Source organism: Stenotrophomonas sp. YAU14A_MKIMI4_1 (genome assembly GCF_003086855.1).
In the GTDB taxonomy this organism is placed as follows: domain Bacteria; phylum Pseudomonadota; class Gammaproteobacteria; order Xanthomonadales; family Xanthomonadaceae; genus Stenotrophomonas.
On record NZ_CP025998.1, the window covers coordinates 2,525,917 to 2,551,708 of the forward strand.

The 25,792-nt window shown below is 66.1% G+C and carries 27 protein-coding genes and 1 pseudogene; 6 read left to right on the forward strand and 22 right to left on the reverse strand.

Translation table 11 applies throughout. The annotated features are described in order from the left end of the window. The 7 genes and pseudogenes from C1931_RS20525 to C1931_RS11645 form a co-directional block, all read right to left on the reverse strand. A pseudogene (locus C1931_RS20525) lies at window positions 1-606 on the reverse strand (transposase); the annotation flags it as partial. Between the two features lie 471 nt (window positions 607-1,077). Beyond that, window positions 1,078-1,533, reverse strand: coding sequence for a hypothetical protein (locus C1931_RS11620; RefSeq protein WP_108756458.1), 456 nt, complete (start codon window positions 1,531-1,533; stop codon window positions 1,078-1,080). Next, window positions 1,530-1,733 (reverse strand): PspC domain-containing protein, encoded by a 204-nt coding sequence (locus C1931_RS11625; protein WP_108749910.1) that lies wholly within the window; start codon window positions 1,731-1,733, stop codon window positions 1,530-1,532. The genes C1931_RS11620 and C1931_RS11625 overlap by 4 nt, the downstream gene beginning before the upstream one ends. A 66-nt stretch (window positions 1,734-1,799) precedes the next feature. Beyond that, window positions 1,800-2,168: a YfeK family protein gene (locus C1931_RS11630; protein ID WP_108756459.1), complete on the reverse strand. Its 369-nt coding sequence runs from the start codon at window positions 2,166-2,168 to the stop codon at window positions 1,800-1,802. 45 nt (window positions 2,169-2,213) lie between these two features. Next, entirely contained in the window at window positions 2,214-3,281 is a 1,068-nt protein-coding gene (phaC, locus tag C1931_RS11635; RefSeq protein ID WP_108756460.1) for a class III poly(R)-hydroxyalkanoic acid synthase subunit PhaC, read from the reverse strand. Next, window positions 3,278-4,357 (reverse strand): class III poly(R)-hydroxyalkanoic acid synthase subunit PhaE, encoded by a 1,080-nt coding sequence (gene phaE, locus C1931_RS11640; RefSeq protein WP_108756461.1) that lies wholly within the window; start codon window positions 4,355-4,357, stop codon window positions 3,278-3,280. The genes phaC and phaE overlap by 4 nt, the downstream gene beginning before the upstream one ends. A gap of 22 nt (window positions 4,358-4,379) precedes the next feature. After that, window positions 4,380-4,994, reverse strand: a complete 615-nt coding sequence (locus C1931_RS11645) for a CDP-alcohol phosphatidyltransferase family protein (protein ID WP_108756462.1) — start codon at window positions 4,992-4,994, stop codon at window positions 4,380-4,382. A gap of 346 nt (window positions 4,995-5,340) precedes the next feature. On the opposite strand from C1931_RS11645, the gene C1931_RS11650 reads away from it, so the two are divergent. Next, entirely contained in the window at window positions 5,341-5,991 is a 651-nt protein-coding gene (locus C1931_RS11650; protein ID WP_108756463.1) for a class I SAM-dependent methyltransferase, read from the forward strand. 69 nt (window positions 5,992-6,060) lie between these two features. On the opposite strand, the gene C1931_RS11655 is transcribed toward C1931_RS11650, so the two are convergent. The 3 genes from C1931_RS11655 to C1931_RS11665 all read right to left on the reverse strand — a co-directional run bounded on the left by C1931_RS11655 (window position 6,061) and on the right by C1931_RS11665 (window position 8,072). Continuing rightward, entirely contained in the window at window positions 6,061-6,549 is a 489-nt protein-coding gene (locus C1931_RS11655) for an 8-oxo-dGTP diphosphatase (protein WP_108753381.1), read from the reverse strand. A 41-nt stretch (window positions 6,550-6,590) separates the two neighbouring features. Continuing rightward, a complete protein-coding gene (locus C1931_RS11660) occupies window positions 6,591-7,103 on the reverse strand; it encodes a DUF1249 domain-containing protein (protein ID WP_108756464.1) in 513 nt (170 codons plus the stop codon). A 147-nt stretch (window positions 7,104-7,250) separates the two neighbouring features. Then, complete coding sequence (locus C1931_RS11665; RefSeq protein WP_108753383.1) at window positions 7,251-8,072, reverse strand: pyruvate, water dikinase regulatory protein; 822 nt, start codon at window positions 8,070-8,072, stop codon at window positions 7,251-7,253. A gap of 144 nt (window positions 8,073-8,216) precedes the next feature. Here C1931_RS11665 and ppsA point away from each other — a divergent pair, with 144 nt between their 5' ends. Both ppsA and C1931_RS11675 read left to right on the forward strand, forming a co-directional pair. After that, window positions 8,217-10,595 (forward strand): phosphoenolpyruvate synthase, encoded by a 2,379-nt coding sequence (ppsA, locus tag C1931_RS11670; protein WP_108756465.1) that lies wholly within the window; start codon window positions 8,217-8,219, stop codon window positions 10,593-10,595. A 135-nt stretch (window positions 10,596-10,730) separates the two neighbouring features. After that, the gene (locus C1931_RS11675) at window positions 10,731-11,624 is read left to right on the forward strand and encodes a mechanosensitive ion channel domain-containing protein (protein ID WP_108756466.1); all 894 of its coding nucleotides are present in this window, start codon (window positions 10,731-10,733) and stop codon (window positions 11,622-11,624) included. Window positions 11,625-11,695: 71 nt separating this feature from the next. Here C1931_RS11675 and C1931_RS11680 read toward each other — a convergent pair whose 3' ends face one another. The 4 genes from C1931_RS11680 to tadA form a co-directional block, all read right to left on the reverse strand. After that, complete coding sequence (locus C1931_RS11680) at window positions 11,696-12,811, reverse strand: alkene reductase (RefSeq protein ID WP_108756467.1); 1,116 nt, start codon at window positions 12,809-12,811, stop codon at window positions 11,696-11,698. Between the two features lie 253 nt (window positions 12,812-13,064). Beyond that, complete coding sequence (locus C1931_RS11685) at window positions 13,065-13,937, reverse strand: EcsC family protein (RefSeq protein WP_108754824.1); 873 nt, start codon at window positions 13,935-13,937, stop codon at window positions 13,065-13,067. Between the two features lie 138 nt (window positions 13,938-14,075). Further along, complete coding sequence (orn, locus tag C1931_RS11690; RefSeq protein WP_108753387.1) at window positions 14,076-14,648, reverse strand: oligoribonuclease; 573 nt, start codon at window positions 14,646-14,648, stop codon at window positions 14,076-14,078. A 78-nt stretch (window positions 14,649-14,726) separates the two neighbouring features. After that, entirely contained in the window at window positions 14,727-15,251 is a 525-nt protein-coding gene (gene tadA, locus C1931_RS11695) for a tRNA adenosine(34) deaminase TadA (RefSeq protein WP_108749925.1), read from the reverse strand. Between the two features lie 129 nt (window positions 15,252-15,380). Between tadA and C1931_RS11700 the strand changes: the two genes are divergently transcribed. Continuing rightward, on the forward strand, window positions 15,381-15,584 hold the full coding sequence (locus C1931_RS11700) for a hypothetical protein (protein ID WP_108749926.1): 204 nt from the start codon (window positions 15,381-15,383) through the stop codon (window positions 15,582-15,584). A gap of 46 nt (window positions 15,585-15,630) precedes the next feature. On the opposite strand, the gene C1931_RS11705 is transcribed toward C1931_RS11700, so the two are convergent. Continuing rightward, window positions 15,631-16,140: an N-acetyltransferase gene (locus C1931_RS11705; protein ID WP_108756468.1), complete on the reverse strand. Its 510-nt coding sequence runs from the start codon at window positions 16,138-16,140 to the stop codon at window positions 15,631-15,633. 403 nt (window positions 16,141-16,543) lie between these two features. Between C1931_RS11705 and C1931_RS11710 the strand changes: the two genes are divergently transcribed. Further along, entirely contained in the window at window positions 16,544-17,197 is a 654-nt protein-coding gene (locus tag C1931_RS11710) for a hypothetical protein (protein WP_108753390.1), read from the forward strand. Then, the gene (locus C1931_RS11715; protein ID WP_108756469.1) at window positions 17,194-18,504 is read left to right on the forward strand and encodes an XVIPCD domain-containing protein; all 1,311 of its coding nucleotides are present in this window, start codon (window positions 17,194-17,196) and stop codon (window positions 18,502-18,504) included. The genes C1931_RS11710 and C1931_RS11715 overlap by 4 nt, the downstream gene beginning before the upstream one ends. Before the next feature lie 69 nt (window positions 18,505-18,573). Here the strand turns inward: C1931_RS11715 and C1931_RS11720 are convergent, their stop codons facing one another. The 7 genes from C1931_RS11720 to C1931_RS11750 all read right to left on the reverse strand — a co-directional run bounded on the left by C1931_RS11720 (window position 18,574) and on the right by C1931_RS11750 (window position 25,403). Next, window positions 18,574-19,425 (reverse strand): hypothetical protein, encoded by an 852-nt coding sequence (locus C1931_RS11720; protein ID WP_234412654.1) that lies wholly within the window; start codon window positions 19,423-19,425, stop codon window positions 18,574-18,576. A gap of 575 nt (window positions 19,426-20,000) precedes the next feature. Further along, complete coding sequence (locus C1931_RS11725; RefSeq protein WP_108756470.1) at window positions 20,001-21,008, reverse strand: XVIPCD domain-containing protein; 1,008 nt, start codon at window positions 21,006-21,008, stop codon at window positions 20,001-20,003. 57 nt (window positions 21,009-21,065) lie between these two features. Beyond that, complete coding sequence (locus C1931_RS11730) at window positions 21,066-21,602, reverse strand: hypothetical protein (protein ID WP_108756471.1); 537 nt, start codon at window positions 21,600-21,602, stop codon at window positions 21,066-21,068. Between the two features lie 349 nt (window positions 21,603-21,951). Next, on the reverse strand, window positions 21,952-22,968 hold the full coding sequence (locus tag C1931_RS11735) for a hypothetical protein (RefSeq protein WP_108756472.1): 1,017 nt from the start codon (window positions 22,966-22,968) through the stop codon (window positions 21,952-21,954). A 188-nt stretch (window positions 22,969-23,156) separates the two neighbouring features. Further along, complete coding sequence (locus C1931_RS11740; protein ID WP_108756473.1) at window positions 23,157-23,696, reverse strand: DUF4189 domain-containing protein; 540 nt, start codon at window positions 23,694-23,696, stop codon at window positions 23,157-23,159. 224 nt (window positions 23,697-23,920) lie between these two features. Then, window positions 23,921-24,463 (reverse strand): DUF4189 domain-containing protein, encoded by a 543-nt coding sequence (locus tag C1931_RS11745; RefSeq protein ID WP_108757744.1) that lies wholly within the window; start codon window positions 24,461-24,463, stop codon window positions 23,921-23,923. Window positions 24,464-24,860: 397 nt separating this feature from the next. Then, on the reverse strand, window positions 24,861-25,403 hold the full coding sequence (locus tag C1931_RS11750) for a DUF4189 domain-containing protein (protein ID WP_108757745.1): 543 nt from the start codon (window positions 25,401-25,403) through the stop codon (window positions 24,861-24,863). Between the last annotated feature and the right edge of the window lie 389 nt (window positions 25,404-25,792).

Consider the following 25,792-nt stretch of genomic DNA (forward strand, 5'->3'; position numbering starts at 1 on the left):
GGGCCAAGGCATTGATCTGGTAATAGAACGTGCTGCGAGAGAGCTCAGCCGCCTCGAGCAACAGCGGCAGCGCGTAGGTCTGCCTCAATCCTTGGATGGCTTGCGCTTTGCGCGCTGCGCCGCCTGCTCTTCCCGGATCAAGGCATCGAGTTTTTTTAGGTAAGCGGTCTCCGCACGCAGGTAGGCCACTTCCTTGAGGAGCTCATCGCGGCTCATGTCCTCGGCGGGCTTGGACGAGCGGGTCTTTTTCATCGGCTTTTGAGGCGGTAATGGTGGCAGTGCCAACGCTTGGGCACCCCCGTCAGCATACAACCGCCGCCATTCACCCACCGCGCCGGCGCTGCCGATCTGGAAGAAAGTGGTGGCCTCACGCGCGGACATGCCGTCCTGACTCATCTTCTCCAAGACGGCCAGCTTGAACTGGAGATCGTAGGACCGGGGTTTGCGCTCAAACCCCGGTCGCCCATGCAGCCGGTAGGTCGCTGCCCAGCGCCTCACCGTGGAGAACTCCAGGCCATGGCGGCGGGCAACGGCCTTGACCGATGTGGAGGTGTTACAGGCCTCTTCGGCGACCTGCAATTTGAAACAAACCTCATATCTATTCATGCAAACCTCGGGGTCGGATTAGGTGTCCAACTCCCGGGGGTCACTTCAACTTGGGGGCTCGTAGGCGCCGTCCATGGCGCCTGCGGTCCCGCGCCCCCAATCCGCCCGTCCCCCGACAGTTTCCGGGTGCTCACGCCCACGAAGAGAAAAAAGAAGATCAAGAGCAGAGCAGCCGGTCCGGCGGCTCTTTGCCCCCTGTAGAGCCGAAGGCATGCTCGGCTGCGAGCAAGCGCAGCGCGCGACCCGCTTCTGCTTTTCTTTTTCTTTTCCGTGGCTGGAGATCGCGGCCAACTGTCAGGGGTCGGTCGGGTTGGGTTCGCGGGGGTGTCCGCGGCATGGATGCCGCGGCCAAGCCCCCATGGACGGGTTTACGGCGTCCCCCGCGAACCCAACCCGACCGACCAGCGCGACAAGGTTGCAGATGGCGACCCGCTGTCTCCAGCCACGAGGGGCTGCGCCGTTGGCTGGAACCTACGGCCACCAGCCGTGCCCGAACCGGGCGTAGTGATCGGCCGCGCGCTCGAACGGATTACGCGCGCTCACGCCCCCGCACAGCAGGTACACCGGCAGGTACAGCGGCCCCAGCACCAGGTACTGGTACACGTGCGCCCGCTCGTGGTCATCCAGCCGGATCAACGGCTCCACGCCCCACCCCGCCTGGTGCGCATAGGTGCGGCAGCACATGCCCAGATCGTGGCCGGTGTGCAGGATCACATTGCCCAGGGTGATCGCCCCGCCCGGGCCCCACGGCCAGCGGTCGAACACCAGCGCGCAGTCGCGGCCGCTCCAGCGCGGCCTGGCGCCACCCAGCAGGCCCGCCAGCCCGGCCAGCAGGCCGATCAACGAATTGGGGAGGGTCCACAGCGCACCCAGCACCTGCACGGCGCGCAGCCACAACGGCACCGGTCGGGACGCGGCCGCGTTCAATCGGCCTCGTTGGGAATCAGCAGCCACAGGATCAGATAGACCAGGATGCCGGGGAACGCGGCCGACGCCAGCGACACCAGCACATAGACCACCCGCAGCAGCGTCGGGCTCCAGCCGAAACGGTGGGCGATGCCGCCCATCACGCCGGCGATCATGCGGTCGTTCAGTGAACGCGACAGCGTTTTCGGCGTGGTGTTCATGGTGGCACCTCCTGGGTCACGGGCGAAAAGCAGTCGAGCAAGCTCGACTCTACACCCGGGCCATGTCTACGGCGTGCGTTGGCGCAGCGCCTGCAGGCGGGCGCCGAACCAGGCCGCTGCGGTCTGCTCCGGCTGGCCCGGGCAGCGGATCCGGTACGGCTTGCCGCTCATGCTGCTCTGGCTGGCAGCCCGTTCAATGAACTGTTCGGGGGTATCGACCAGCTTCTTCTTCAGCAGGTAGTCGTACTTGCGCTGCAGGTGCGCACGGGCGGCGGCGGCGTCATGCCAACTGCCATTGCGCTGGAACTGGCACGTCGAGCCGTCCAGGCTGCCGATCAGCTGGGCGATCTCACGCTGGGCCTGGGGATCGGGGGCGGCATGGGCCAGCGGGGCGGCCAGCACTGCAGCGAGGATCAGAAGGGTTCGTCGGGACATCGTGGTTTCCGGGTCGTGGCCAAGGGCAGTCGAGCAAGCTCGACGCTACCGGTCGCGGGCGTTAAGCCAGCCGTCGATGGTAGCCGGGACTTCGCGCTGGGCGCGGCCGGAGACGTAGATGCCGATGTGGCCGCCGCGGAAACTGGACTCGGTGTAGTCCTGTGTGCCCAGGCGCCCGCGCATCGCGCGCGAGGCATCGGGCGGCACCAGGTGATCCTGCTCGGCGTAGATGTTCAGCACCGGAAGGGTCACCTGCGACAGATCCACCGCCTCTTCGCCGATGCGCACGGTGCCGTTCACCAGCCCGTTGCCCTGGTAGAACTGCTTGATGAAGTCACGGAATGCCTCACCGGCCAGGTCCGGCGAGTCGAAGATCCATTTCTCCATGCGCAGGAAATCCTCCAGCGCCGCCTTGTCATCCAGGATGTCGAGCAGGCCCACGTACTTCTGCACGTTCAAGCGGAACGGCTTGAGCATCAGGTAGCTGGCATTCATCAGGTCGGCCGGGATGTTGCCCAGCGTATCCACCAGCAGGTCCACGTCCACCTGCCGGGCCCAGTGCGACAGCATGTTGTCGGCGGTATGGAAATCGACCGGGGTGACCATGGTGATCAGGCTGGCCAGCTTCTGTCGGCGCAGCGCGGCGTAGCACAGGGCGAACACACCGCCCTGGCAGATGCCCAGCATGTCCACCGGCTCGCCGCTGCGCGCGCGCAGCGCATCCACGGCGCCGTCGATATAGCGCAGCAGGTAGTCTTCCAGCGTCTGGAAACGCTCGGAGCGGTCCGGGTAGCCCCAGTCCAGCACGTACACATCCTGGCCCAGTGCCAGCAGTTTCTGCACCAGCGAGCGGTCGGCCTGCAGGTCGACCATGTAGGGCCGGTTCACCAGCGCGTAGACGATCAGCAGGGGCCGGCGCCGGGTGGGCGCTTGCTCACCCACGAAGCGGTACAGCACCACCTTGCCATCGCGCCAGACTTCCTCGCGGGCGGTGGCGCCGTAGTCCACGTCCTCCACCTGCGGCAGCAGCTTCAACCCTTCCATCAGCTTGCGCTGCATGGCCAGGGTTTCCTGCATCAGATCGTCGGCATTGAAGCCCAGCGGCCCTTTCATCGCCCACGTACCTTCGGCGTCGCGCGCACGGTGGTCTTCTTGGCCGGTGCCTTCTTTGCAGGTGCCTTCTTTGCCGGCGCCTTCTTCATCGGCGCCGCCTTCTTCGCAGCCTTGCGCGGCGCCGGCTTCACCTTGGCCGCCGCCGGCTGTGCCACCGGGTCCACGGCTTCAGTTCCGGCCAGCACCGCCACCTGCGCCTGCAGGCGGCGCAGGCTGCGCTCCAGCTCGGCAATGCGCCGGTGCGCGGTATCCATCTCACTCCGCGTCGGCAGGCCGATGCGTTCACTCATCTGTTCCACCTCGCGTTGCAGGCCTGCGCGCAGGCGCATCTGCGCATTGCCCAGCGAGGCGTACACCTGCTGGAACGGCTCGGACAGGGCGACCTTGGCATAGGCCTCTTCGGCCACTTCAATCCACAGGTCGAACATCGCCCGCGCACTGGTCAGCTGGCTGCCGGGCTGTTCGTGCTCGGCCAGGCGTTGCTCGAACAGGGTGAAGGCTTCTTCCAGCGCCTGCTTGATCTGTTCCACATAGGCGCGCGAGTGCTGCTGGTATTCCTCCTGCGCACGCAGCAGCGACTGCCAGCGCGCCTGGTGCTCGCGGCCCGGGCCGAAGGCCGGGCTCTGCAGCCAGGGGCCGGCCTGCAGCTGCCATTGCTGCAGCCAGGCGGCGAATTCGGGCACCGACGCGCCGGCCTGGGTGCTGCCGCGCGCGCCCTGCAGCATCCACTGCAGCATGCCCTCGCCCTGCCCGTTCACCGCCTCGCGCCAGGCCTGGGCCACATCGGCGCTGCTGGCGTCGCGGCCGGCAAAGCGCGCGGCCACTTCCTGCATGGTGCCGTACCAGCTGCCGGCCTGTTCGCGGAAGCGGCGCAGCGCGTCTTCCGGCGCACCCTGCCCCTGTTCGGGCAACAGCTGCCCCCACCAGTCGAACAGGCGCTGCCAGCTGGCCGGGTCATCGCCGGCCGGTGCCCCCGGTGCGCCGGCGTGGCGCAGGGCATCGCCCCAGGCGCCGAAGTACTGCCGGGCCAGGGCTTCGAAATCGCTGCTGCCGGCGTCGTGGGCCGAGCTGGTCATCGTGCGCCTCCGCGGGGCTGCATCAGGGCTTGGGAATGCGCAGGGTCTTGCTGATCATCAGCGAACCGGACAGTGCGAACAACAGCACCATGGGGTGCAGCTGCCACGGGCCGATCTGCCACTGCCCGAACCAGATGTCCCGGCCGATGGCATCGGTGCCGGCGGCAATGGCCAGCACGATCACCAGCGCCAGGCTGGTGGGAATGGGCGTGCCCTCGAAGTACTTCACCTTGCCCTCGTCACCGGCCAGCGCCTCGGCGGTCACGTTGTAGCGGGCCAGGCGGCTGACGCCGCAGCAGACGAAATAGCTCAGTACCAGCCAGTCCCAGCCGCCCTGCATGCCACAGGCATAGGCCAGCGCCGCCGGCGCCACGCCGAAGGAGATCACGTCGGACAGCGAATCGAGTTCGCGGCCCAGGGTGGAACTGGATTTGTGCCAGCGTGCGATGCGGCCATCCAGCGCGTCGAAGATGAAGGCCAGCGGGATCAGCGCCATGCCAAACAGCAGGTAGCCACGCTCGCCGTCCTGCAGGAAGCGCATCGCGGCAAACACCGCGCCGGTGCCGCAGAACGCATTGGCCAGGGTGAACCAATCGGCCAGCTGGAATTCGCGCAGCATCGAGAAATGACGTTTCATGGAATCTCACGGGGCATCAAGGGCCACAGGGTACCGCGACCACCGGCGCGGACAACAGCGCGGCGATGACCCGCCTTCACCCCGGCATCACACGCACTCACCTGCGGTGAATTTTTCGCCACCCATCTTGACAGCCTAGGGGGGTGGCGCCTGCCATGGCTTATCCACAAAGTTGCCCACGCGTAATCCACACCCCCTGTGGACAACCCGGTCGCAGAGGCTGCGACGCTGGCTATTTTCTCATCACCACGCTGCGGGGTTTTCCTACTTCCCAACCCGGGCGCGCAGCGCTATGGTCAACGGCGGACCCGCCGCCGCCACGTCCGAGTTCCCCCCTTGACGGACGATGTTGATGCTGGATGCACGTACGCTGGCCGCGCAGTTGCGGCAGCCCCATGGCGAGGCCGCGCTGGCCGTGGCCGAATCGATGAACCGCAGCAACGCGGCACTGAACCAGACCGCCATCGCCCTGCTGGCCGTTGCCGATCACGAACAGGTGCTGGAAATCGGCCCCGGCAACGCGGCCTTCGTGCCGCTGCTGCTGCAGGCCCAGGGCAGCCGCTATCTGGGCATTGAACTGTCCACGGCCATGGTCGAGGCCGGCAACCAGCGCCTGGCGTCGGCAGGGCTGGCCGGCCGCGCCGCGCTGCGCACGGGCGATGCCCACGCCTTGCCGGTCGCCGATGCCAGCATCGATGCCGCATTGGCGGTCAACACGCTGTACTTCTGGCCGGACCTGGCCCCGGTACTGACCGAGCTGGCCCGCGTGCTGCGCCGGGGTGGCCGCGTGTGCCTGGCCTTCGGCGATGCCGCCTTCATGCGCACCCTGCCCTTCACCGATGATTTCCACCTGCACGAACTGGACGCGGTGGAGCTGGCCCTGCGCGTGGCCGGGTTCAGTGTGTGCGGCTGGCGCGCGCACCGCGAGACGGCCGCCGGCAATGATGGGCAGACGCGGGACAAGTATTTCCACCTGCTGCTGGCCCAGCGCCGCTGAGCCACCCCCGCCGGTGTCAGATCGGTAGCGCCGGGCCATGCCCGGCGAGCACTGCGGCGCGCGACCACCTCACAGCCGGCTGAACGACCAGCTCTGCATGCGCCCGTCGCGGTAGGGCATCACCCCGTGGAACGGCCGCGGGTCGGCATCGAACACCAGCGGCAGGAAGTTGCGGTCGCCTTCCCACATCGGCAGCGTGTCCAGCTTGTCCACGTCCACCCACTCCAGGGTGCCCTCGTGGTTGCCGCCGTGCGGGGTGCCCTCGAAGCTGTCGATCACGAACACAAAGCCGAACCAGTCCTCGCCGTGCTTGCCGAAGCCCGGCCAGCTGATGGTCCCGCGCAGGCGCATGGCGGTGCAGTCAATGCCCGCCTCTTCGGCGATCTCACGGCGCATGCCGGCGGCCACGTCTTCGCTGGGTTCGACCTTGCCGCCCAAACCGTTGTACTTGCCCAGGTGGTGGTCACCGGGCCGGGTATTGCGGTGGATCATCAGCACCTGGCGGCGATCGGGCGACAGCACATAGCCCAGGGTGGCGACGATCGGGGTATACGGCATGGGGCGGATCCGGCGGCGGGTCAGCCCACGATTATGGCCGATCAGCGCACCAGCGACAGGCGGCGCTCGGCCGAAACCGCTGCCGGGCCGTCCGGGTCGCGGCGCAGGGTGGCCACGCCATGGCCGCGCTCGGCCAGGTATTCCAGCCACTTGCCCAGGAAGGTGTTCATGCGCATGCGGTGGTTGATCAGCTCGGCCGGCGGCGGATACAGCCCCATAGTGTCCTGCCAGCGCCGGCCCACGTAGCAGTGGGTGGTCTCGGCCTGGCGGGCATCACGGTACAGGCGCACATAGGCCGAGGGGTCCGGTTCGCCGGTCACCGGGTCGGCCAGGTCGTAGGTCAGGCGCAGCTCCACCGTGTAGCGGTGGCATTCGATCACGTCCAGGCGCACGTCCAGGCCGTCGCCCACCGAGGACACATAACTGCCAGCGGTCAGTTCGGCCGGCGCGAACAGGCGCACCAGGTGCCGGTAATTCTCGGCGTACAGCCCCATCAGCCAGCTCAGCCGGCTGAGGCGGGGAATGCGTTCGGTTCGGGGCGAGGCTTGGGCCATGGGTCGATCCTACACGTTGGCCATACAACGTGGGGGCTGACCAGCGAAGGCCAACCCCTGGCAGCGCCGGGCCATGCCCGGCGAGCGCGAACCGCGGCCATCAACCACCGCCGGGCATGGCCCGGCGCTACCGGGCACGTCCGTTGGTCAATACAGCTCGCGCTGCAGCCCCAGCGTGGCCAGCACCTTGCTGGAAATCTCCTCGATCGAGGTATGGGTGGTGCTCAGGGTCGGGATCCGCTCCATCTGGAACATCACCTCGGCCGCGGCCACCTCGCGCTTGCAGGTGTCCAGGTTGGCGTAGCGCGAATTCGGCCGGCGTTCCTGGCGGATCTGCTGCAGGCGGTCCGGGTCGATGGTCAGGCCGAACAGCTTGCGCCGGTAGTTGCGCAGGCGGGGCGGCAGGCGGTCGCTTTCCAGGTCCTCGTCGGTGAGCGGGTAATTGGCCGCGCGTACCCCGTAATGCAGGGCCAGGTAGATGCACGTGGGGGTCTTGCCGGCCCGCGACACCGCCACCAGGATCACGTCGGCATCGTCATAGTTCACCGCGATCCCATCATCGTGGGTCAGGGCAAAGTTCATCGCATTGATGCGGCGGTGGTAGGTGTCGAAGTCGACCATGCCGTGGGCCTGGCCGACCCGGGCCAGGCGCGGGCTGGCCAGTTCCCGCTCCAGCGGCTCGATGAACGGGGCGAACACATCCAGCATCAGCGCCCCGCTTTCGGCCAGGATCAGGCTCAGGCTCTGGTCCACGCAACTGTTCACCACGATCGGCCGAACCTGGTAGCGCTCCCCCGCCGCCTGGATCCGGGCACAGGCTTCACGCGCTTTTTCGGGGTCATCGACAAAAGACATTCGGTCGGTAATGAAGCTGAACCCGGTGAACTGGGTGAGCAGGCTATGCCCAATGGTTTCAGCGGTGATACCGGTTCCATCGGAAACGTAGAACACCGGTCGAATGGTCGACATGCGCGCTTTTACCCCCTACGAAGCTTAAAAGGGCCGCCAGCACAAGCTTGTGCCGACGGTGGTCTGCCCGGCATCATATCGACTTCTTCCTACGGACGCGGCCACTCAGCCCGCCTCGGGCGATGGCCAAACGGAGCATCGCGCTTGAACGAGAACATCCTGTGGTTGCACGAACTGCGTCTGGCCGATCTGGCCCGCGTGGGCGGCAAGAATTCCTCGCTGGGCGAGATGATCGGCAACCTGGCCGGTCTGGGCGTCTCCGTTCCCGGAGGCTATGCGACCACGTCTGAAGCCTTCAAGGACTTCATCGCACACAACGACCTGTCCAAGCGCATCTTCGACAAGCTGGCCACGCTGGACGTCGAAGACGTGACCGCGCTGACCGCGGCCGGCAAGGAGATCCGCAGCTGGGTGATCGATGCGCCGCTGCAGCCGCAGCTGGACCAGGACATCCGCAGTGCCTACGCCAAGCTGAGCGCCGACAACGGCGGCGGCGATGTGGCCGTGGCCGTGCGCTCCTCGGCCACCGCCGAAGATCTGCCCGATGCCTCCTTCGCCGGCCAGCAGGAAACCTTCCTCAATGTCACCGGTGCCGACGATGTCGTGCACAAGGTCAAGGAAGTGTTCGCCTCGCTGTACAACGACCGCGCCATCGCCTACCGCGTGCACCACGGCTTCAAGCACGAAGACGTGTTCCTGTCCGCTGGCGTACAGCTGATGGTGCGTTCAGGCGTCGGTTCCTCCGGCGTGCTGTTCACCCTGGACACCGAATCGGGCTTCCGTGATGTGGTCTTCGTCACTTCCTCGTTCGGCCTGGGCGAAATGGTCGTGCAGGGCGCGGTGAACCCGGACGAGTTCTACGTCTACAAGCCCACCCTGCAGGCCGGCAAGCCGGCGATCCTGCGCCGCTCGCTGGGCAGCAAGGCGATCCGCATGGTGTATTCGGACGTGCCCGGTGAGCGCGTCAAGATCGAAGACACCCCGGCCGAACTGCGCAGCACCTTCTCCATCAGCGACGAGGACGTGCAGGAACTGTCCAAGCAGGCGCTGGTGATCGAAAAGCATTACGGCCGCCCGATGGACATCGAGTGGGCCAAGGACGGTGTCAGCGGCAAGCTGTTCATCGTGCAGGCGCGCCCGGAAACGGTGAAGTCGCGCAGCCACGCCACCCAGATCGAGCGCTTCGCGCTGACCGAAAAGGGCGGCAACGTGCTGGCTGAAGGCCGCGCCGTCGGCGCCAAGATCGGCTCGGGCGTGGCCCGCGTGGTCAAGACCCTGGACGACATGAACCGCGTGCAGCCCGGCGACGTGCTGATCGCCGACATGACCGACCCGGATTGGGAACCGGTGATGAAGCGCGCCTCGGCCATCGTCACCAACCGCGGCGGCCGCACCTGCCACGCGGCCATCATCGCCCGCGAACTGGGCGTGCCGGCCGTGGTCGGTTCGGGCAACGCGACCAAGGTCATCGAAGATGGCCAGCCGGTCACCGTCAGCTGCGCTGAAGGCGATACCGGCTTCATCTACGAAGGCCAGCTGAAGTTCGAGCGCACCACCACCGACCTGGGCAACATGCCGGCGGCGCCGCTGAAGATCATGATGAACGTGGCCAACCCGGAACGTGCCTTCGACTTCGGCCAGCTGCCGAACGCCGGCATCGGCCTGGCCCGCCTGGAAATGATCATCGCCAGCCACATCGGCATCCACCCGAATGCGCTGCTGGAATACGACCGCCAGGATGCGGCCACCAAGAAGAAGATCGACGAGAAGATCGCCGGCTACGGCGATCCGGTCAGCTTCTACGTGAACCGCCTGGCCGAAGGCATCGCCACCCTCACCGCCTCGGTCGCACCGAACCCGGTGATCGTGCGTCTGTCGGACTTCAAGTCCAACGAGTACGCCAACCTGGTCGGCGGCAGCAACTACGAGCCGCACGAAGAGAACCCGATGATCGGCTTCCGCGGCGCCAGCCGTTACGTCGATCCCAGCTTCAGCGCCGCCTTCGCGCTGGAATGCCAGGCCGTGCTGCGCGTGCGCAACGAAATGGGCCTGGACAACCTGTGGGTCATGATTCCGTTCGTGCGCACCCTGGAAGAAGGCCGCAAGGTGGTCGAGGTTCTGGCCCAGAACGGTTTGAAGCAGGGCGAAAACGGCCTGAAGATCATCATGATGTGCGAAGTGCCGTCCAACGCACTGCTGGCCGATGAGTTCCTGGAAATCTTCGACGGCTTCTCGATCGGTTCCAACGATCTGACCCAGCTCACCCTGGGCCTGGACCGCGATTCGTCCATCGTTGCGCACCTGTTCGACGAGCGGAACCCGGCGGTGAAGAAGCTGCTGTCGATGGCCATCAAGTCGGCGCGTGCCAAGGGCAAGTACGTCGGCATCTGCGGCCAGGGCCCGTCCGACCATCCTGATCTGGCCGAATGGCTGATGCAGGAAGGCATCGAGTCGGTGTCACTGAACCCGGACACCGTGGTCGACACCTGGCTGCGCCTGGCCAAGCTGAAGGCCAACGGCTGATGCCGTAGTGGCATGGGCTGACGTCGTGTTCATCGGCGCCAGCCCATACTGGCAGCACATGCAAACCCCGCTACTGCGGGGTTTGTTGTTTCTGGCGTGCGCGCACGCCGTTGCCGTCCCTGCCAAGGAGCCCCCATGACCGCCACTGCCCCACCCGCCCCCGCCACTGCGTCCTGGTTCCACTCGCTGGACTGGGAGCGCCTGCTGGAAACATACGGGGTGCCGCTGCTGGCCGCCATCGTGGTGCTGTTGATCGGCATGTGGCTGGCCCGCCGCCTGTCCAACGCGATGCCGCGCGCTACCGCGCGCATGGGCGTGGACCCGATGCTGGGCAGCTTCCTGCGCAACGTCGTCTACGCCGCCTCGCTGGTGATCGTGGTAATCCTGGCCATCGGCACCCTGGGGGTGCAGATCACCCCGCTGCTGGCCGTGCTGGGCACCGCCGGCCTGGCCGTCGGCCTGGCATTGAAGGATTCGCTGTCGAACATCGCCTCCGGGGTGATGCTGGTGACCCTGCGCCCGTTCCGCGTGGGTGACGTGGTCACCGTGGCCGGGCAGACCGGCACCGTGCGCGAAGTGCGCATCTTCCAGACCGTCATCACCGGCGCCGACAACCAGCACACCACCATTCCCAACACGCTGATCACCGCCGCGCCGATCATCAACCTGACCGCCGAACCTACCCGCCGCGTGGAGCTGGTGGTGGGCATCGGCTACGAGGACAACATCCAGCAGGCGCGCGACACTGCATTGGCGCTGATGAAGGCCGACCCGCGCGTGCTGGCCACGCCCGAACCGGACGTGGTGGTGTACGAACTGGGCGCCCATGCCATCAACCTGGGCATACGCTGCTACGTGAAGTCGGCCGACCACTTCGGCACCAAGGTCACGCTGCTGGAGCAGATCAAGCTGGGCTACGACAAGGCCGGCATCAATATTCCCTACCCGCAGCAGGACATGCACCTGTACCTGCACGGCAAGGACGGCGGCGTGCTGGAAGCCGACGCGCTGGTGCGCGACAAGCCCTGATCGGCAGTGCCGACCAACGGTCGGCACCTACCGGCATCGGTAGCGCCGGGCCATGCCCGGCGGATGCGGATTCAGGCCTCGACGACCTCGTCCAGCACCGGGTAGTCGGTGTAGCCGGTCGCTCCGCCACCGAAGTAGGTCGCGCGGTCCGGTGCGTTCAACGCCGCCCCGGTACGCAGCCGCTCGGGCAGGTCCGGGTTGGCAATGAACGGCCTGCCGAACCCGATCAGATCGGCCCAGCCCTCGGCCAGCGCCTGTTCGGCGCGCTCGGCACTGTACTTGCCGGCATAGATCAGCGTGCCCGGGTACACCATCCGCAGCGCCTGCTTGAACGCCACCGGCATCTCCGGTGCGTCTTCCCAGTCGGCCTCGGCAATGTGCGCGTAGCCCACACCCAGCTGGCCCAGCAGGTGCGCAGCGGCCAGATAGGTCGCCTGCGGCGTGTCATCCACCGCACCCTGCAGGGTGGTCAGCGGCGCCAGCCGCACGCCCACGCGATCACCACCGGCCACCGCCACCACCGCCTGCACCACCTCGCGCAGGAAGCGCAGGCGGTTCTGCAGCGCGCCACCGTAGCCATCGGTGCGCTGGTTGGCCTGCGAATCGATGAACTGGTTGATCAGGTAGCCGTTGGCGCCATGCAGCTCCACGCCATCGAATCCGGCGGCCAGCGCATTACGGGTGGCCTGGGCGTAATCGGCGATGATGCCGGGAATCTCGTCCTCGGCCAGCGCGCGCGGCATCGAGTGCTGCAGCATCTCTCCCACGCCGGCGTCCGGGCCGGCACCAGTGGGGTCCACGAACACCTTCACGCCCTCGGCCAGCAGCGCCGACGAAGACACCGGCGCGGCGCCGTCGGGTTGCAGGGCCACGTGCGAAACGCGGCCCACATGCCACAGCTGCGCGTAGATGCGGCCACCGGCGGCGTGCACCGCGTCGGTCACCTGCCGCCAACCCTGCACCTGTTCGGCGCTGTGGATGCCCGGCGTCCACGCATAGCCCTGGCCCTGCGGGCTGATCTGCGTGCCTTCGCTCACGATCAGCCCGGCGCTGGCACGCTGCGCGTAGTACTGCGCCATCCGCGCGGTGGGGACATTGCCGGCCGCCGCCCGCGAGCGGGTCATCGGCGGCATCACGATACGGTTGGGCAGGCGCAGCGGGCCCAGGCGATAGGGGGTGAACAACATGGCGGCATCTCGTGCGGGGGATTGCCCACAAGAGTGGGGGTACCGCGCACGGTGCAACAGACGCAGTCTGGCAAAACAGTTGTGCCGCTCAGGCAAGGATGAACGGTAGAGTCGACCGTTGGTCGACTATCGCGCGCAGCGCGGGCTTTCAGGACCGGTCGGCCAAAAGCAGTCGACCAACGGTCGACTCTACCGTCAACGCTGCGCGGATACAGCGGGCAAGGATGAAGGCCGCCCCCGCGGTGCTGCACGGTTACAGCGTCGGCTCGATCAACGCCCCGCCATGGGCAATGCGGTCGTAGCACGCGCGCACCACATCTTCGCCGTACTTCAGCTCCAGTCGGCGCACGATGAAATGGCCGCGCGCCATGTCCTGGTAGTAGTCGGTGAACATCGTATTGAGCGTCGCACCCGCCGCGGCGCCGACAATCGGCACCGCCTGCGCGGCGAACTTTTCAGTTACCACCACGCCGAAGCGGGCCGCCACTTTCTCCACCAGCTTGGCCAGCAGCTTGCCGGCCTCCTTCGGTGCCACGCCCAGGGTCAGGTCGCGCCCGGTCACCACGCGGCCGGCCAGTTCGGCCGACAGATGCCGCATCACATCGGTGGTGAAGCCGCGCGCCAGGTAATAGCCGGTTTCGCTGGCATCGTCACGCGGCGAATTGCCGCCCAGTGCGAACACCTCCAGGCAGGCCTGGCGCGTGCTGAACTGCGACAGGTCGAAGCCTTCGCTGCGGGCGACATCGGCCACCGCGCGCATCATGATCGTTGTCGACACCGGCAGTTCGATGAACAGCGCGGCGAAGCCGAACGCACCACCCACCGCGCCGGACGTGGCCGCGGCCAGCTTGTGCCAGCGCGTGGATGCGGATTTCCCCGGCGTGTTGCCCATGCTCCACAACGCCGCCTGCGCGGACTTGGACAAGGCGGCCTGCACGGCGCCATGGATGCGCCCAGACACCGCGGTCGGCAACGCCTTCACCGCAAATTCCAGCGGCGTGCCCACCAGGTTTGCCATGCGCGCAGTGATCGTAGGCGCCTCCAGCAGGGCGACCGCCCGCTGCAGGTCGCCCCAGTCCTGGGCGTCGTGGGCGATATCGCGCGGCAGCAGGATCGGCTCGTTCATGGGGCCGATCATAGCGCCGGGAAGTTGAACGGATCGTCGCGGCCACGCGGCCCGCCGTTACTGGGGTCAGAGCCCTTTCCGCTGGAAAGGGATCCGACCCCGGGAATGGGTAGCGCCGGGCCATGCCCGGCGTCCCGCTCAGGCGACCGGCAGGCCCGAAAGCTCCCCCATGAACTGGCGGTAATGGCGCAGTTCGGCGATGGAATCATGCACATCGCTCAGCGCGGTGTGACTGCTGTTCTTGGTCAGGCCCGCGGCCACGCTCGGGGCCCAGCGCTTGGCCAGTTCCTTCACCGTGGATACGTCCAGGTTGCGGTAGTGGAAATACTTTTCCAGCCGCGGCATCTGCCGGTGCAGGAAGCGGCGATCCTGGCAGATCGAGTTGCCGCTCATTGGCGAGGCGCCGGCCGGAATCCACTGCGCCAGGAAGTTGATGGTCTGCGCTTCGGCCTGGCCCAGCGTAGTGGTGCTGTCCAGCACGCGCTGCCACAGCCCGGAACGGCGGTGCTGGTTGCGGTTCCACTCATCCATCGCCTCCAGCGTTTCCAGCGGGTGGTGAATGGCGAATTCCGGGCCTTCGGCCAGCACGTTCAACTGCGCGTCGGTCACGACCGTGGCGATCTCGATGATCGAATCGTTGTCGGTATCCAACCCGGTCATTTCCAGGTCGATCCAGATCAGTCGCTCGTTGCTCGCGCCGTTGTCGGCCATCGTGTCGTCTCGTTGCCGGGCAGGCACATGGCCCGCCGCAGGAATAGGAAAGGGGCGACCATCATACCCTTTCGCTGCTCAGGCCTCGTCGGCGTGGTTTTCCAGCAGCAACGGTGGCTTGCCACGCTTGGCGCGGAAGTAGTTGGTCAGGCGGAGGCTGGCCTCCTTGGCCAGCACGCCGCCATGGATCTCCACCCGGTGGTTGTGTCGCGCATCGCCCAGCAGGTCGAAGACGCTGCCGCAGGCGCCGGTCTTCGGGTCGCTGGCGCCATAGACCAGGCGCGACACGCGCGCATGCACGATGGCCATGGCGCACATGGCACACGGCTCCAGCGTCACGTACAGGGTGCTGCCCACCAGACGGTGGTTGGCCAGCACCCGGCCGCCCTCGCGCATGGCGACGATTTCGGCATGCGCGCTGGGGTCGTGGCTGGCGATGTTGAGGTTCCAGCCCTCGCCCAGCACCTGGCCATCGGCGCCCACCAGCACCGCGCCCACCGGAATCTCATCGAACACGTGCTGCGCGCGCTCGGCCAGCGCCAGCGCGTGGCGCATCCAGTGTTCGTCAGCATCGTGCACGGGCACGCCCAGGGAATCGCTCATGGTGGTTCTCGCAGTGAAGACCCGGCCACGCCGGACGGCCGGCATTGTACGCCCCGGGCGCGTGCAGGCCGGGTGGCCGGCCGCCCACAATGCTAGATTCGACGTTTTCCCAAGGAAGGAGTGCCCGCAATGGGGGGTCAGATTCTGTTCTTCATCTTCGCCACCGTCATGAGCGTGGTGTGGATCCTGGTGCCGTTCGCGATCTTCGGTGTGCGCAGCCTCATGCGTGAACTGCTGGCCGAACAACGCCGCACCAATGAACTGCTGACGCACATCGGTGGCTACCGCATTCCGCCGCCGGCGCCGGAACCGCGCCCGTGGCAGGCGCCTTGACGCCGGGGTCAGAGCCGCGCTCCGTCGGAAAACGGATCTGACCCCATCACAGCGGCGCAGTCGCCTCGAACGCCGGCGAATAGCGCACCTCGCCCTGCGCCATCGGCGGCTGCAGGCACAGGGCCTGGAAATACTCCGCAGGCACCCCCGGCAGGATCAGCCCCGGTTCGGCGCGGAAACCAAACCGACCGTAGTAGGCCGGCTCGCCCAGCAGCACGCAGCCGTGCGCCTGCTGGCTGCGCAGTGCATCGATCGCGGCCTGCATCAACGCCGCGCCCACGCCCTGCCCCTGCCGGGCCGGCAGCACGGAAATGGGCCCCAAGCCAAACCAGCCGGTACTGCCGTCGCTCACCGCAACTGGCGACACCGCCACATGGCCGACCATCGCACCGTCCTGCTCGGCCACCAGCGACACCGTCAGTTCGCCCCGGTCGCGCAGCGCGTCCACGATGAACTGCTCGGTATGGCTGCTGTGCTCGGCCTGGCGGAAAGCGGCCTCGGTCAGTGCGTGAATGGCGGCCACGTCGGCCGGTTGTTCGGGGCGGATCAAGGGCATCTGGGGAACTCCATGGAAGCGCGCACACCATGGCCCCAGGCGCGGATTCACGCAACCGTTACCTCCACCGCGCAATGCGCCCCGCGTGAATTGTTGATACACCTCACGAATTGAGACACCCGTCCGCAGCGGGTTCCAGCGTGCTGCAGCATGCGCAAGCCCTTGTGCAAACAGGCATTTCCACGGCATCGGCTGGGCTGCTTGCGTCAAATTCATGACGGAACCAGGCCGCAAGCGGTGGCAGCGTGTCGTCATGGCCTCCCATAATCAAAACTCCCGTCCCCAAGGAAAGGAGACCTGCCGTGCACATTGCGTTGGCGTTCGCGCGCACGGCTGTACATCTGCAGACGCTGCCTGCCGTGTTGCCGCACCGTCCCTGTCCCGCCCCACAGGCGGCCTGAGGATGCGCGGCCGCACATTTCCCTGCGTTGTTCTGTCGCTGCTGATCGCCTGCAGCCCGGAGGCTCTCATGTCACAGGAGTTTGATTCCGCCGCCGCCAACGTCGCCCAGGGAGGGCGCGGCCTGGCAAAGCTCAACCCCGCCCCCCGCAAGGCCTATGAACTGGTCCTGCGGTTGGCCAACCCACCCGGCGATTTCGCGGTGGTCGAAGGCGTGGCCCAGTACGATGTCACCAACGAAGACCAGTGCGGCTACATCGAGCCGGAAACCGGCACCCCCGCGCGCATCACCAGCCAGGAGCCGGTGACCCTGCGCAAGGTGGCCGACAACGAGTATCGCGGCACGGTGTACCTGGACCGCATGCTGGACGAGGACTACTACGGCCGCGGCGTCTGCACCTGGTCGTTCAGCGGTGCCGGCGCCATGCTCAAGGCCACCGGCGCCGACGGCGAAACCCGTTTCCTGTCCTTCCTGGGCGCCGATCCGTTCATGGGCGGGCGCACCGAAACCCGCCACTACCCGCGCGGCGACTACCCACGCGTGGATGACATGCCCGACTACGGCGCCAGCGGCCAGCAGGACCCCAACCGCTTCCGCGCCGAGCTGCGCGACGCCCTGTTCTCGGCCACCCTGAGCGCGCACGAGGTCAGCCCATGACCGTGACCAGCCAGGACTACGCCGCGCTGGCCAGCGATGCCTACCGCGACGAACGGGTCGGCCGCCACGATCCAGCGCAGGAGCAGCCGGTCATCCTCAATGGCCACGCCTACCGCGTGCTGGAACACGCCAACAACCGCCTCAACGGCTACCAGGGCACCATCTATCAGCGCGTGGATACCCACGAGATCGTGGTCGCCCACCGTGGCACCGAACAGATCGGCCGCGACGGCATCCTGACCGACGGTGGCATGGTGCTGGCCCGGCGCAACCTGCAGGCCAACGACGCACTGGAACTGACCCGCCACGCCCTGGCCTATGCGCAGAAGGAAGGCCGCGACCTGGGCCAGACCCCGGAAGTAAGCGTGACCGGGCATTCGCTGGGCGGCACGCTGGCGCAGATTTCGGCCCATCACTTCGATCTGAAGGGCGAAACCTTCAACGCCTACGGCGCGGTCAGCCTGACCTACCGCATTCCAGAAGGCGGCCACAACGTGCTCAACCACGTGATGGCGGCCGACCCGGTCAGTGCGGCCTCGCAGCACTTCGGTGACGTGCGCATGTACGCCACGCAGAAGGAGATCGACACGCTGGGCAGCTGGGGCTTCAGCAACAGCCGCTTCCGCGCGCTCATTCCCGACAGTGCGCTGGGCGCGGCCGCCTCATCGCTGGGCTCGCACAAGCTCAGTAACTTCCTCGGCGACGATTCGGTCTTGAACACCGCGGGCACGCAGGAGCTTGCCCGCGACAACAGCCGGATGATCGGCGAGTACCGCAACGAAGTGGAGCGCGTGCGCCGTGGCATCACCATTGGTGCGCGTGGCATCACCGGCAATCTGTACGACATCTACGACCACAGCCGCGGCCCGCTGCAGCCGGGCGAACCGGCACGGCGGGAAGGCCCGGTGGCGCCGTTGCCGGGTATCACCGAACGTGACCATGCCGGCAATCCACTGTTCAACGATGCCCTGCGCGGCGTTCACGCCCTGGACGCACGTGCCGGGCGCACGCCCGATGCGATGAGTATGCAGCTGGCAGGTTCACTGGCAGCGGAAATGCACGCCGCCGGCGGCCAGCGCATCGACGAGGTGGTGATGAGCGGCGATGCCGCGCGCAGCTTTGCGGTGCAGGGCCAGAGTGGTGATCCCGGCCATCTGCGGGTATCGGTGGATACCGCAGTGGCCACCCACACGCCGCTGGAACAGAGCACCCAGCGCATCGAGCAGCAGACCGCGCAGCGCCAGAGCCAGGAACGCGACCCGCAGCAGGAGCTGCTGCAGAGCCAGGCACGCGCCCTGCCCTCCTGACGGGCGACGGCTTGCGCAAACGGGGGCCGGACCTGCCGGCTCCCGTTCGTGCAGCACGCAATAGCGCCGTTACGGGCTGGAGATCGCCGCGGTGCTGTCGCCGGCCGCGTTGTCGGCCGTCACGTAGACATCCGGGCCCGAATCCGGGAAGCCACCACAGGCGCGATCGCCGGGCGCGACCGGATCACAGGGCCATTGCCTGCGCGCCACGCGCTCGCGCAGTTCGAAGTTCTGCCCGTTCCAGACCACGAAGGCCAGGTGTTCGCGATTCCAGTCGCTGAATGCGTGCGGGCCGGTCTTCTGCGGCGATTCCGGATACTGCACGTACCAGCGCAGCGCCGGACCGTACTGCAGCTTGCTGTGGTCCAGCAGCACCCGGCCTTCGCGCGCCTGCTGGCGGGCGCGGTCGGCCTCGGTGATCGACGGTGCCGACGGCATCACCTTGGCGGTGACGTCCTGGGCCACGCCATCGGCCCCCATCTGGTACACCCGCTGGCTGACGTAGGCCTGCTGGCAGGCACCGGCCGGCACGCGCACCGGATCGGGACGGGCGTCGGTCGGCAACGCCCGGTCGGCGCACTCGAACGGTGCCTGCACCAGATAGGTGGTGACCGCCGGATCGGCGCCTTCGAACGAACGCACCCAGATATCGCCCAGGCGGGCGATGAAATCCGGCCGCTGGCCGAAGCCAGCAACCGCCTTGAACCACACGCGCTGGCGCACCTCGCGTTCGCGCCAGGCGCGCGGCAGCAGGATGTCCTGTTCCGGCACGGCCACCAGCAATGCGGCCAGATGCGCGGGCGGCGTGCCCTGGCAGGCGCCGATCATCAGATCGCCCTGCGGCGCCAGGCGCCCGGCCAGATCGACCGGGCAACGCGCGCCGAGCTGGCGTTCGGTAGCCTGGTCCGGTGGCAGCGGCACTACGGCCAGTGCAGGTGGTGCTGGTGGCGCGGGTGGCGTGACGGGTGCCGGCGGAGCGGCGGGAGCGGCAGGCGCCCCGGCTACCGGCGCGGCAGGTGCTGCGGGTGCGGGTGCGGGTGCGGGTGCGGGTGCAGCTTCAGGCGCAGGCGCCGGAGCCGGAGCCGGAGCCGGAGCCGGAGCCGGAGCAGCTTCAGCCGCCACCGGTGCGGCCGGCGCTACCGCTGCCGCAGGTTCCGCTGCCGGTTCGGTAGCCGGAGCAGGCGCCGGTGCCTGTGCCGCCTCGGCCACGGGCGCCGGAGCCGGTACGGCCTCAGCCGCCACTGCCGATGCGACTGCCGGTGCAACGTCTTCCGCAGCCGCAGGCGCGTCCTGTGCCTGGGCCAGCGTGGCGGTCAGTGCCAGCGACAGCGCCCACAACGGCGCCAGGCGCACGCCGCAGCGCGGGCGATGCGCGGCAGCACGCCGCGCGGGTGATTCACGATTCTGCATGTTGTGTCCCTACAAGGAAGTTCCATGAAGGCGCCCGCAGGCGCCCAACCCATGCGATCCCACGCCTGTGCCCAGGCGGACCGCGCTTACAGCGTTCGCGAGCGCTGCTGTTCCTGCTCGCGGTTGATCGAAGCCGACTGTTCCTGCCGTGCAGTGGCATCGGCCGCCAGTTGCCGGCTGCTTTCTTCCAGCGGTTGCTGGGTGGCCTGCACGCGTTCCACCGCACAGCGCTGCATGGCCGGGTCGCCCATGTTGCCCTGCACTGCAAACAGCATGCGCCCGTCCGCGCCAGCGACCACGTGGTCAATCTGTTGCAGCCCGGCCTTGTGCGCGCCTGCCGCCAGCGCGGCGGCCGCGTTGTCCAGTTCCTGCGGCGTGCGCAGGCCACTGCCCGGCCCAAGCTGCTGCAACCCGTTGCGCGCGCCCAGGAACAGGCCATGGCCGACGTGGCTGGGATCGGTCATATCGCGCGCCACCGCGGCGCGTTCGCCCACCTCGCCACGCCCCAGGCGCTCCATCACGTCGGGGGTCAGCTTCTGCTGCCAGCCATCGAAGCGCCGCAGCCGATCCTCCACCCCGTTCATCGCACCATTGATGGCATAGGTTGCCTCGCGCACATCCTCGCGCGCCTGCTCCGGTACGTGCTGCTGCCACTGCCAGACCGCGATGCGACCAGCGTGTTCGGGCTGCGCGGCCAGCTCGGGGTGGTTCAACAGATCCAGATCCAGCGCCTGGCCGGCGCGCGCGTAAGCGTCCTTTCCGGTCAGCGGCAGATAGCCGCGCCCGTGGTAGGTCAGCGCATCGCCTGGCGCATCGTTGCCCAGCCGGCCGCCGTACATCAGCTCGGCCAGCGCCTCCGGGCGCCCACGCAGGGCCTCCTGGCGCGCCGACTCCAGCGCGTCGTTGCCGTTGCGCCACGCCGCTTCCACCGGAATCTGCGAGATGCCCCGGGTGTAGTTGAAGCTCTCGTTCAGACGCGACAGGCCGCGCGACTCGTGCCCCGCCTGGGCCATGAAATTGGCCAGTTCGCGTGGCGAATCGATGCCTGCCGCAGTCGCCTGCCGCAGCAGTTGCGACTCCCTATCCCTCGACACGGTGCCACTCCTGGGTAGTCATCAGCGCGGGTTCCGTCCCGCCGGTTGAAGCCTGGCTCATGGAAGCGTCACCTCTGCGACGCTGGCCGGATCGAAATCCTCGAATCGCACCCGGCCGATTTCGGCCGCCGAGAATTCGCGGATGTTGGTCGCCTCGGTTTCGATGTCCACCACCTTGCGGCGCACGGTATCGACCCAGCAGTCCCGCTCCGCCGAGGCATAGCGGAACGTATAGGTGCTGCTCCAGCGCTGCCGGCTGCCGCCGTTGGTGATAACGCTGAACGTGTCTTCCTCAACCATTGCATACGCAAAAGGGTCGCCGGCCAGGCCACCCCGGGTCGAACACGGCACCAGCTTGTCGTTGCGCGCGGCCAGCTGCCAGCGGCCGCCGCCGTCACCGCGCAGCAACAGCAATACCCGGTTGGGACCGTGCTGGCCGGCCACCAGGCCTTCCGGCGCGGGCTGGTCGATCACCAGCAGCTGATACTGCACACCGTCGCCGTTGCACACGCCCCTGACGGCTTCCAGCAGGTTCGCGCCAGACGGAACGAATGCCAGGGCATTGTCCATGTGCGCGCCAGTCCGGTTCTCCATCCCCTCCCACTCCTTCAATGTCATGCCGCCGGTGCCCACCCGCTCCGCGGGCACGGACGCCAGGTCCACCTGCACCAGCCTGTCCGTCGAAACGGATCATAGCCCCGGCACCGTCGCCGCGGCGATGGTGGCAAGCGTCACCCTGGGACGGGACAGACAGAGTCCTCATGGACGGGAAAGCTCCTGCATGCGGTGCACCGACGCGTCATGTTTCTGACGCAAAGCGAGCTTACCGCGAGGGCATTCGTTACGTCGAAGGGGTAAGCGCTGAAAGAGCGGTTTCAGTCACAAAAAAAGTGTGACTTTCACGAAGGGGGTGCGCTGTAGGCGACACCCGCCTCTTCTGCACTCAGCGTACCTGTTGGGTGCAGGCGGCGCCCTGGGTGGCGTAATCGCGGATATACCCATCCACCGAGAACACGGTGATATCACAGCGGTTGTTCACGTCGCTGATCACATGACCATAGACGTTCAAGCCCTGGATGCGTGCGCCACGATGCAGATACAAGGTACGCGAGCCATTGGGACCTTCCTCGACACGATCCGGCGTACCCCAGTTGCGCACGAACTCATGCTCGGTCTTACCGACCCACATCTCCATCAGGCTATTGCGCCCAACCCGGTTGGCCGACCGCTGGAAATCGTCAACGACCCGTTCGCTCTGGCTGTAACCCTTGGCCAGATTCGACTCCAGATTGCTTATCGATTTGTCCAGTTCAGCATCGGTGGTCTGGTAGGTGAACGCAGGGCGCGTACCATCCTTCCACAGGTGCGCCCAGATGAAGTTGACCGGGGACTGGCCAACATCACCGATCGGTAGGAAACCGCGCTGCATCATCGCTTCGGGGAGCTTCGCCGCGTTCGGGTCAGGCCCCACCAGACAGACAAAACGAACCATCTGTACCTGCCACGGCTCGGTTGCCTCTGTCCTCAGATCCAGCTGCTCTGGAGGTATATCCTGCAGGGGACGGTCGCGCCATTGCACGATGCTGTCCTTCATGGCCACCGTGTTCCGCCGACAGTTCACCGTATAACGACCCATGACACGATTGGGCTTCTGACCATTCTCGAACACGCGGTTGACACCGATGTCGTACACCGGGTCCGGGCCAACTGTGACTTCGCCGGGCTTGGGTGGCTTACGACGCAGCAGAACCTTGTTGTACGCCTTCGTCTCTTCCGGTGTTGCTGTGGCCAGGAATGCCATCAGATCGGATTTGTCACTCAATTGCTGGGCATCCACTACCCAGGCCTCCCGATTGGGCTTCTCGCCACTGGCAAAGATCACCCAGCTGTCGGTAGCCGAGGCGTTGGTCGCCACGGTCATCCCTGCGGCGACAAGCAACAGACGAAGGGGGTTCGGCATGATCGTTCCTTGATGATTCCCGAAGCAGACAATACGAGGCCTTGACCAGGATTGCATGCGTGATCGGGTTGGACATTCGTTCCGATGGGAAAGCGCATCCGCGGTGCATTTGGCTACGCGGGCCCGTTCTCAATTGACAAGCCGGCCGCGCTGAATGCGACAGCTACGGCACGGTGACACAATGTTGATCAGAACGCCTCGAAGATCGGCTTCGTGCAATTCGCATAGACCTCTTCACACGGCCCCGGGCCGTCGTTCCTGCACTGCGTCTGGGCGGCCCGTCGAGCGAGTTCGGGGTTTGGACCTCCGCCCACACCTCCCCTGCCCCTACCAGTGCGACCTTTGGGAACGAGCCAGGACACACACTGATTGTAGTAACTCATGGTGACCGTGCAGTCTTTGGCACCCGCGGTTGCACACCGCGAAACGGCCAACGCCTCAGCCTCGCCCTTCGTTCGTTTCCCATCGGAAACGCCTGCGTCATCTGACGTCGCTGATTCTGCGATGGATCCCCACGTCTTTATCCAATGCCCGGTTGGAGAGTTGGCGGGGACTTCGGTCTGGCCACTAGTGCCCGACGTTCCACTTGGAATAGGCGCACAGCCCTGCACGCCTTGCCCGCCAATGGGGTAGTAGCCTGGAGGGCAGCTTCCGCCTTCTGCCGACGCGGTGCCGACGCTTCCGATGAGGAGCAGGATCAAACCCGCAACCACTGCCTTTATCCACATCAACACAATTACCTCGCACAGTTGGCACTGACAAAATGCTGTACCTGCATCCTCAATTCGGTTGCACTATCTACCAGAACACCAAGCGCTATGACCGAAGACGTCTTGGTCCGACCCGAGATGCCGGACCCACGTCTTACCAGGTTCCCAGCTCCGTCCAGCTAGTTTCCACGCACCCACCGCCCCCGTCAGGCTCGAAAAGTGGCAGACCAATTACGACAGTATCAGAACTCTTCGAAGATCGGCTTCGTACAGTTCGCGTAGATCTGCTCACAGGGACCCGGACCGTCGTTCTTGCAGTGCGCCTGCGCTGAAAATCGAGCAAGCTCCGGACTCGGCCCGCTCGCAATCGCTGCCTCCCCCCGGCCAGTGCGACCCTTGGGAATTAGCCACGATACGCATTGATTGAAGTAACTCATGGTGATCTTGCAGACGCCGCCACCGCCAGTGGTGCACTTCGACAACGCTACCTTCTCCGCTTCATCCTTTGTTCGCTTGCCATCGGAAACACCAACATCATCTGAGGTAGTGGACGAAGCAATGGATCCCCAAGTCTTTATCCAATGCCCGGTCGGAGAATTTGCCGGAACTTCGGACTGGCCGCCACTTCCTGAAGAACCACCCGGAATTGGCGCACAACCCTGCGCTCCTTGCCCGCCAATCGGATAATAGCCTTGAGGACAGCTTCCACCTTCTGCAGATGCAGTGCTGGCGCTCCCAAGGAAGAGCGATACCACAACCGCCAGCACCACCGATATCTGCTTCATCACCATCACCTCACGACGTCTGCACGGGAGAAAGGCGTTGCTGCGCTCCTGTCGACCGAGCGGCAATCGTAGTTGTCATGCGCGCTGCCGTGGCGACATGGGACAACAAAGCACACACACGCTCGCGATACACCTTTACAAGGCACTCCAGGATCAGGCAAATCAACGTGCAGCCTCTTGGTCTGATTTGCGATACCGGTCCTGCCCCGAACAGAACAGCTGTATCCAGAGGGTAGCCCAGAAGCTCCAGCGTGATCCAATGCCAATGAAGGACCTACGGTCAACCAGCTACTCGCTCGCCCAAAGCGGGTTCATCAGCACTGAGCGTGCATCGAGTGGATATCAATCCGTCTTCGGCCAACTCAAGCGCGAAATGCTTATGCTTATCAAGGCGACATCAAAACTCTTCAAAAATTGGCTTCGTGCAGTTCGCGTAAATCTCCTCACAGGGACCCGGGCCGTCGTTCTTGCAGTGCGCCTGCGCTGAGAATCGAGCATCTTCTGGCGTCGGCCCCCCACCTATCCCCGAAGCGCCCTGCCCGCTGCGCCAACGAGGAATCAACCAAGAGACGCACTGATTGTAGTAGCTCATGGTGATCTTACAGTTCTTGGCACCTGCACTCGCACACCGCGCAATAGCAGCCGCCTCGGCCTCAGCCTTCGTCCGCTTACCATCGGACACGCCAGCATCATCTGAAGTAGTGGACTCAGATATGGATCCCCACGTCTTTATCCATCGACCAGTCGGTGAATTGGCTGGGACCTCAGACTGAGACGCCCCACCCGAGGCCCCGCCAGGAATAGGAGCGCAACCCTGAACCCCCTGCCCACCGATAGGGTAGTAGCCAGGAGGACAGCTTCCGCCCTCTGCAGACGCAGTGCCGACGCTTCCAAGGAACATTGAGCCAATACACGTCACCACGGCCAACATCCACTTCATCTCAATCACCTTGGGGATTTTCAATCAGCAAGCCGAAGTCATGCGGTGTTAGTGTTTGCGTTTCCACGCATGCCCGACTGCCCCTGCTGCAAATCAGTACCTGCGTGAATTCGAGGAGCTAAGCCCTCACCACCAAAACCTGGTCGAGCACCACTATTGGCCGGCGCTTCAGGCCTATAACCCTGCCCACCGCTGGAGCCCGGAGGCTGACCGTTCGGGCCTTGCGATACAGGCACCGGGCTGCCGCCTATCTGGGAATATGCCATGAAGCTGCCCAGCGTGCCTTGGAAATCGGCGTGGTGCAATTCGCGTAGATCTGCTCACAGGGACCCGGACCGTCGTTCTTTCAGTGCGCCTGCGCTGAAAATCGACCATCTTCTGGCGTCGCC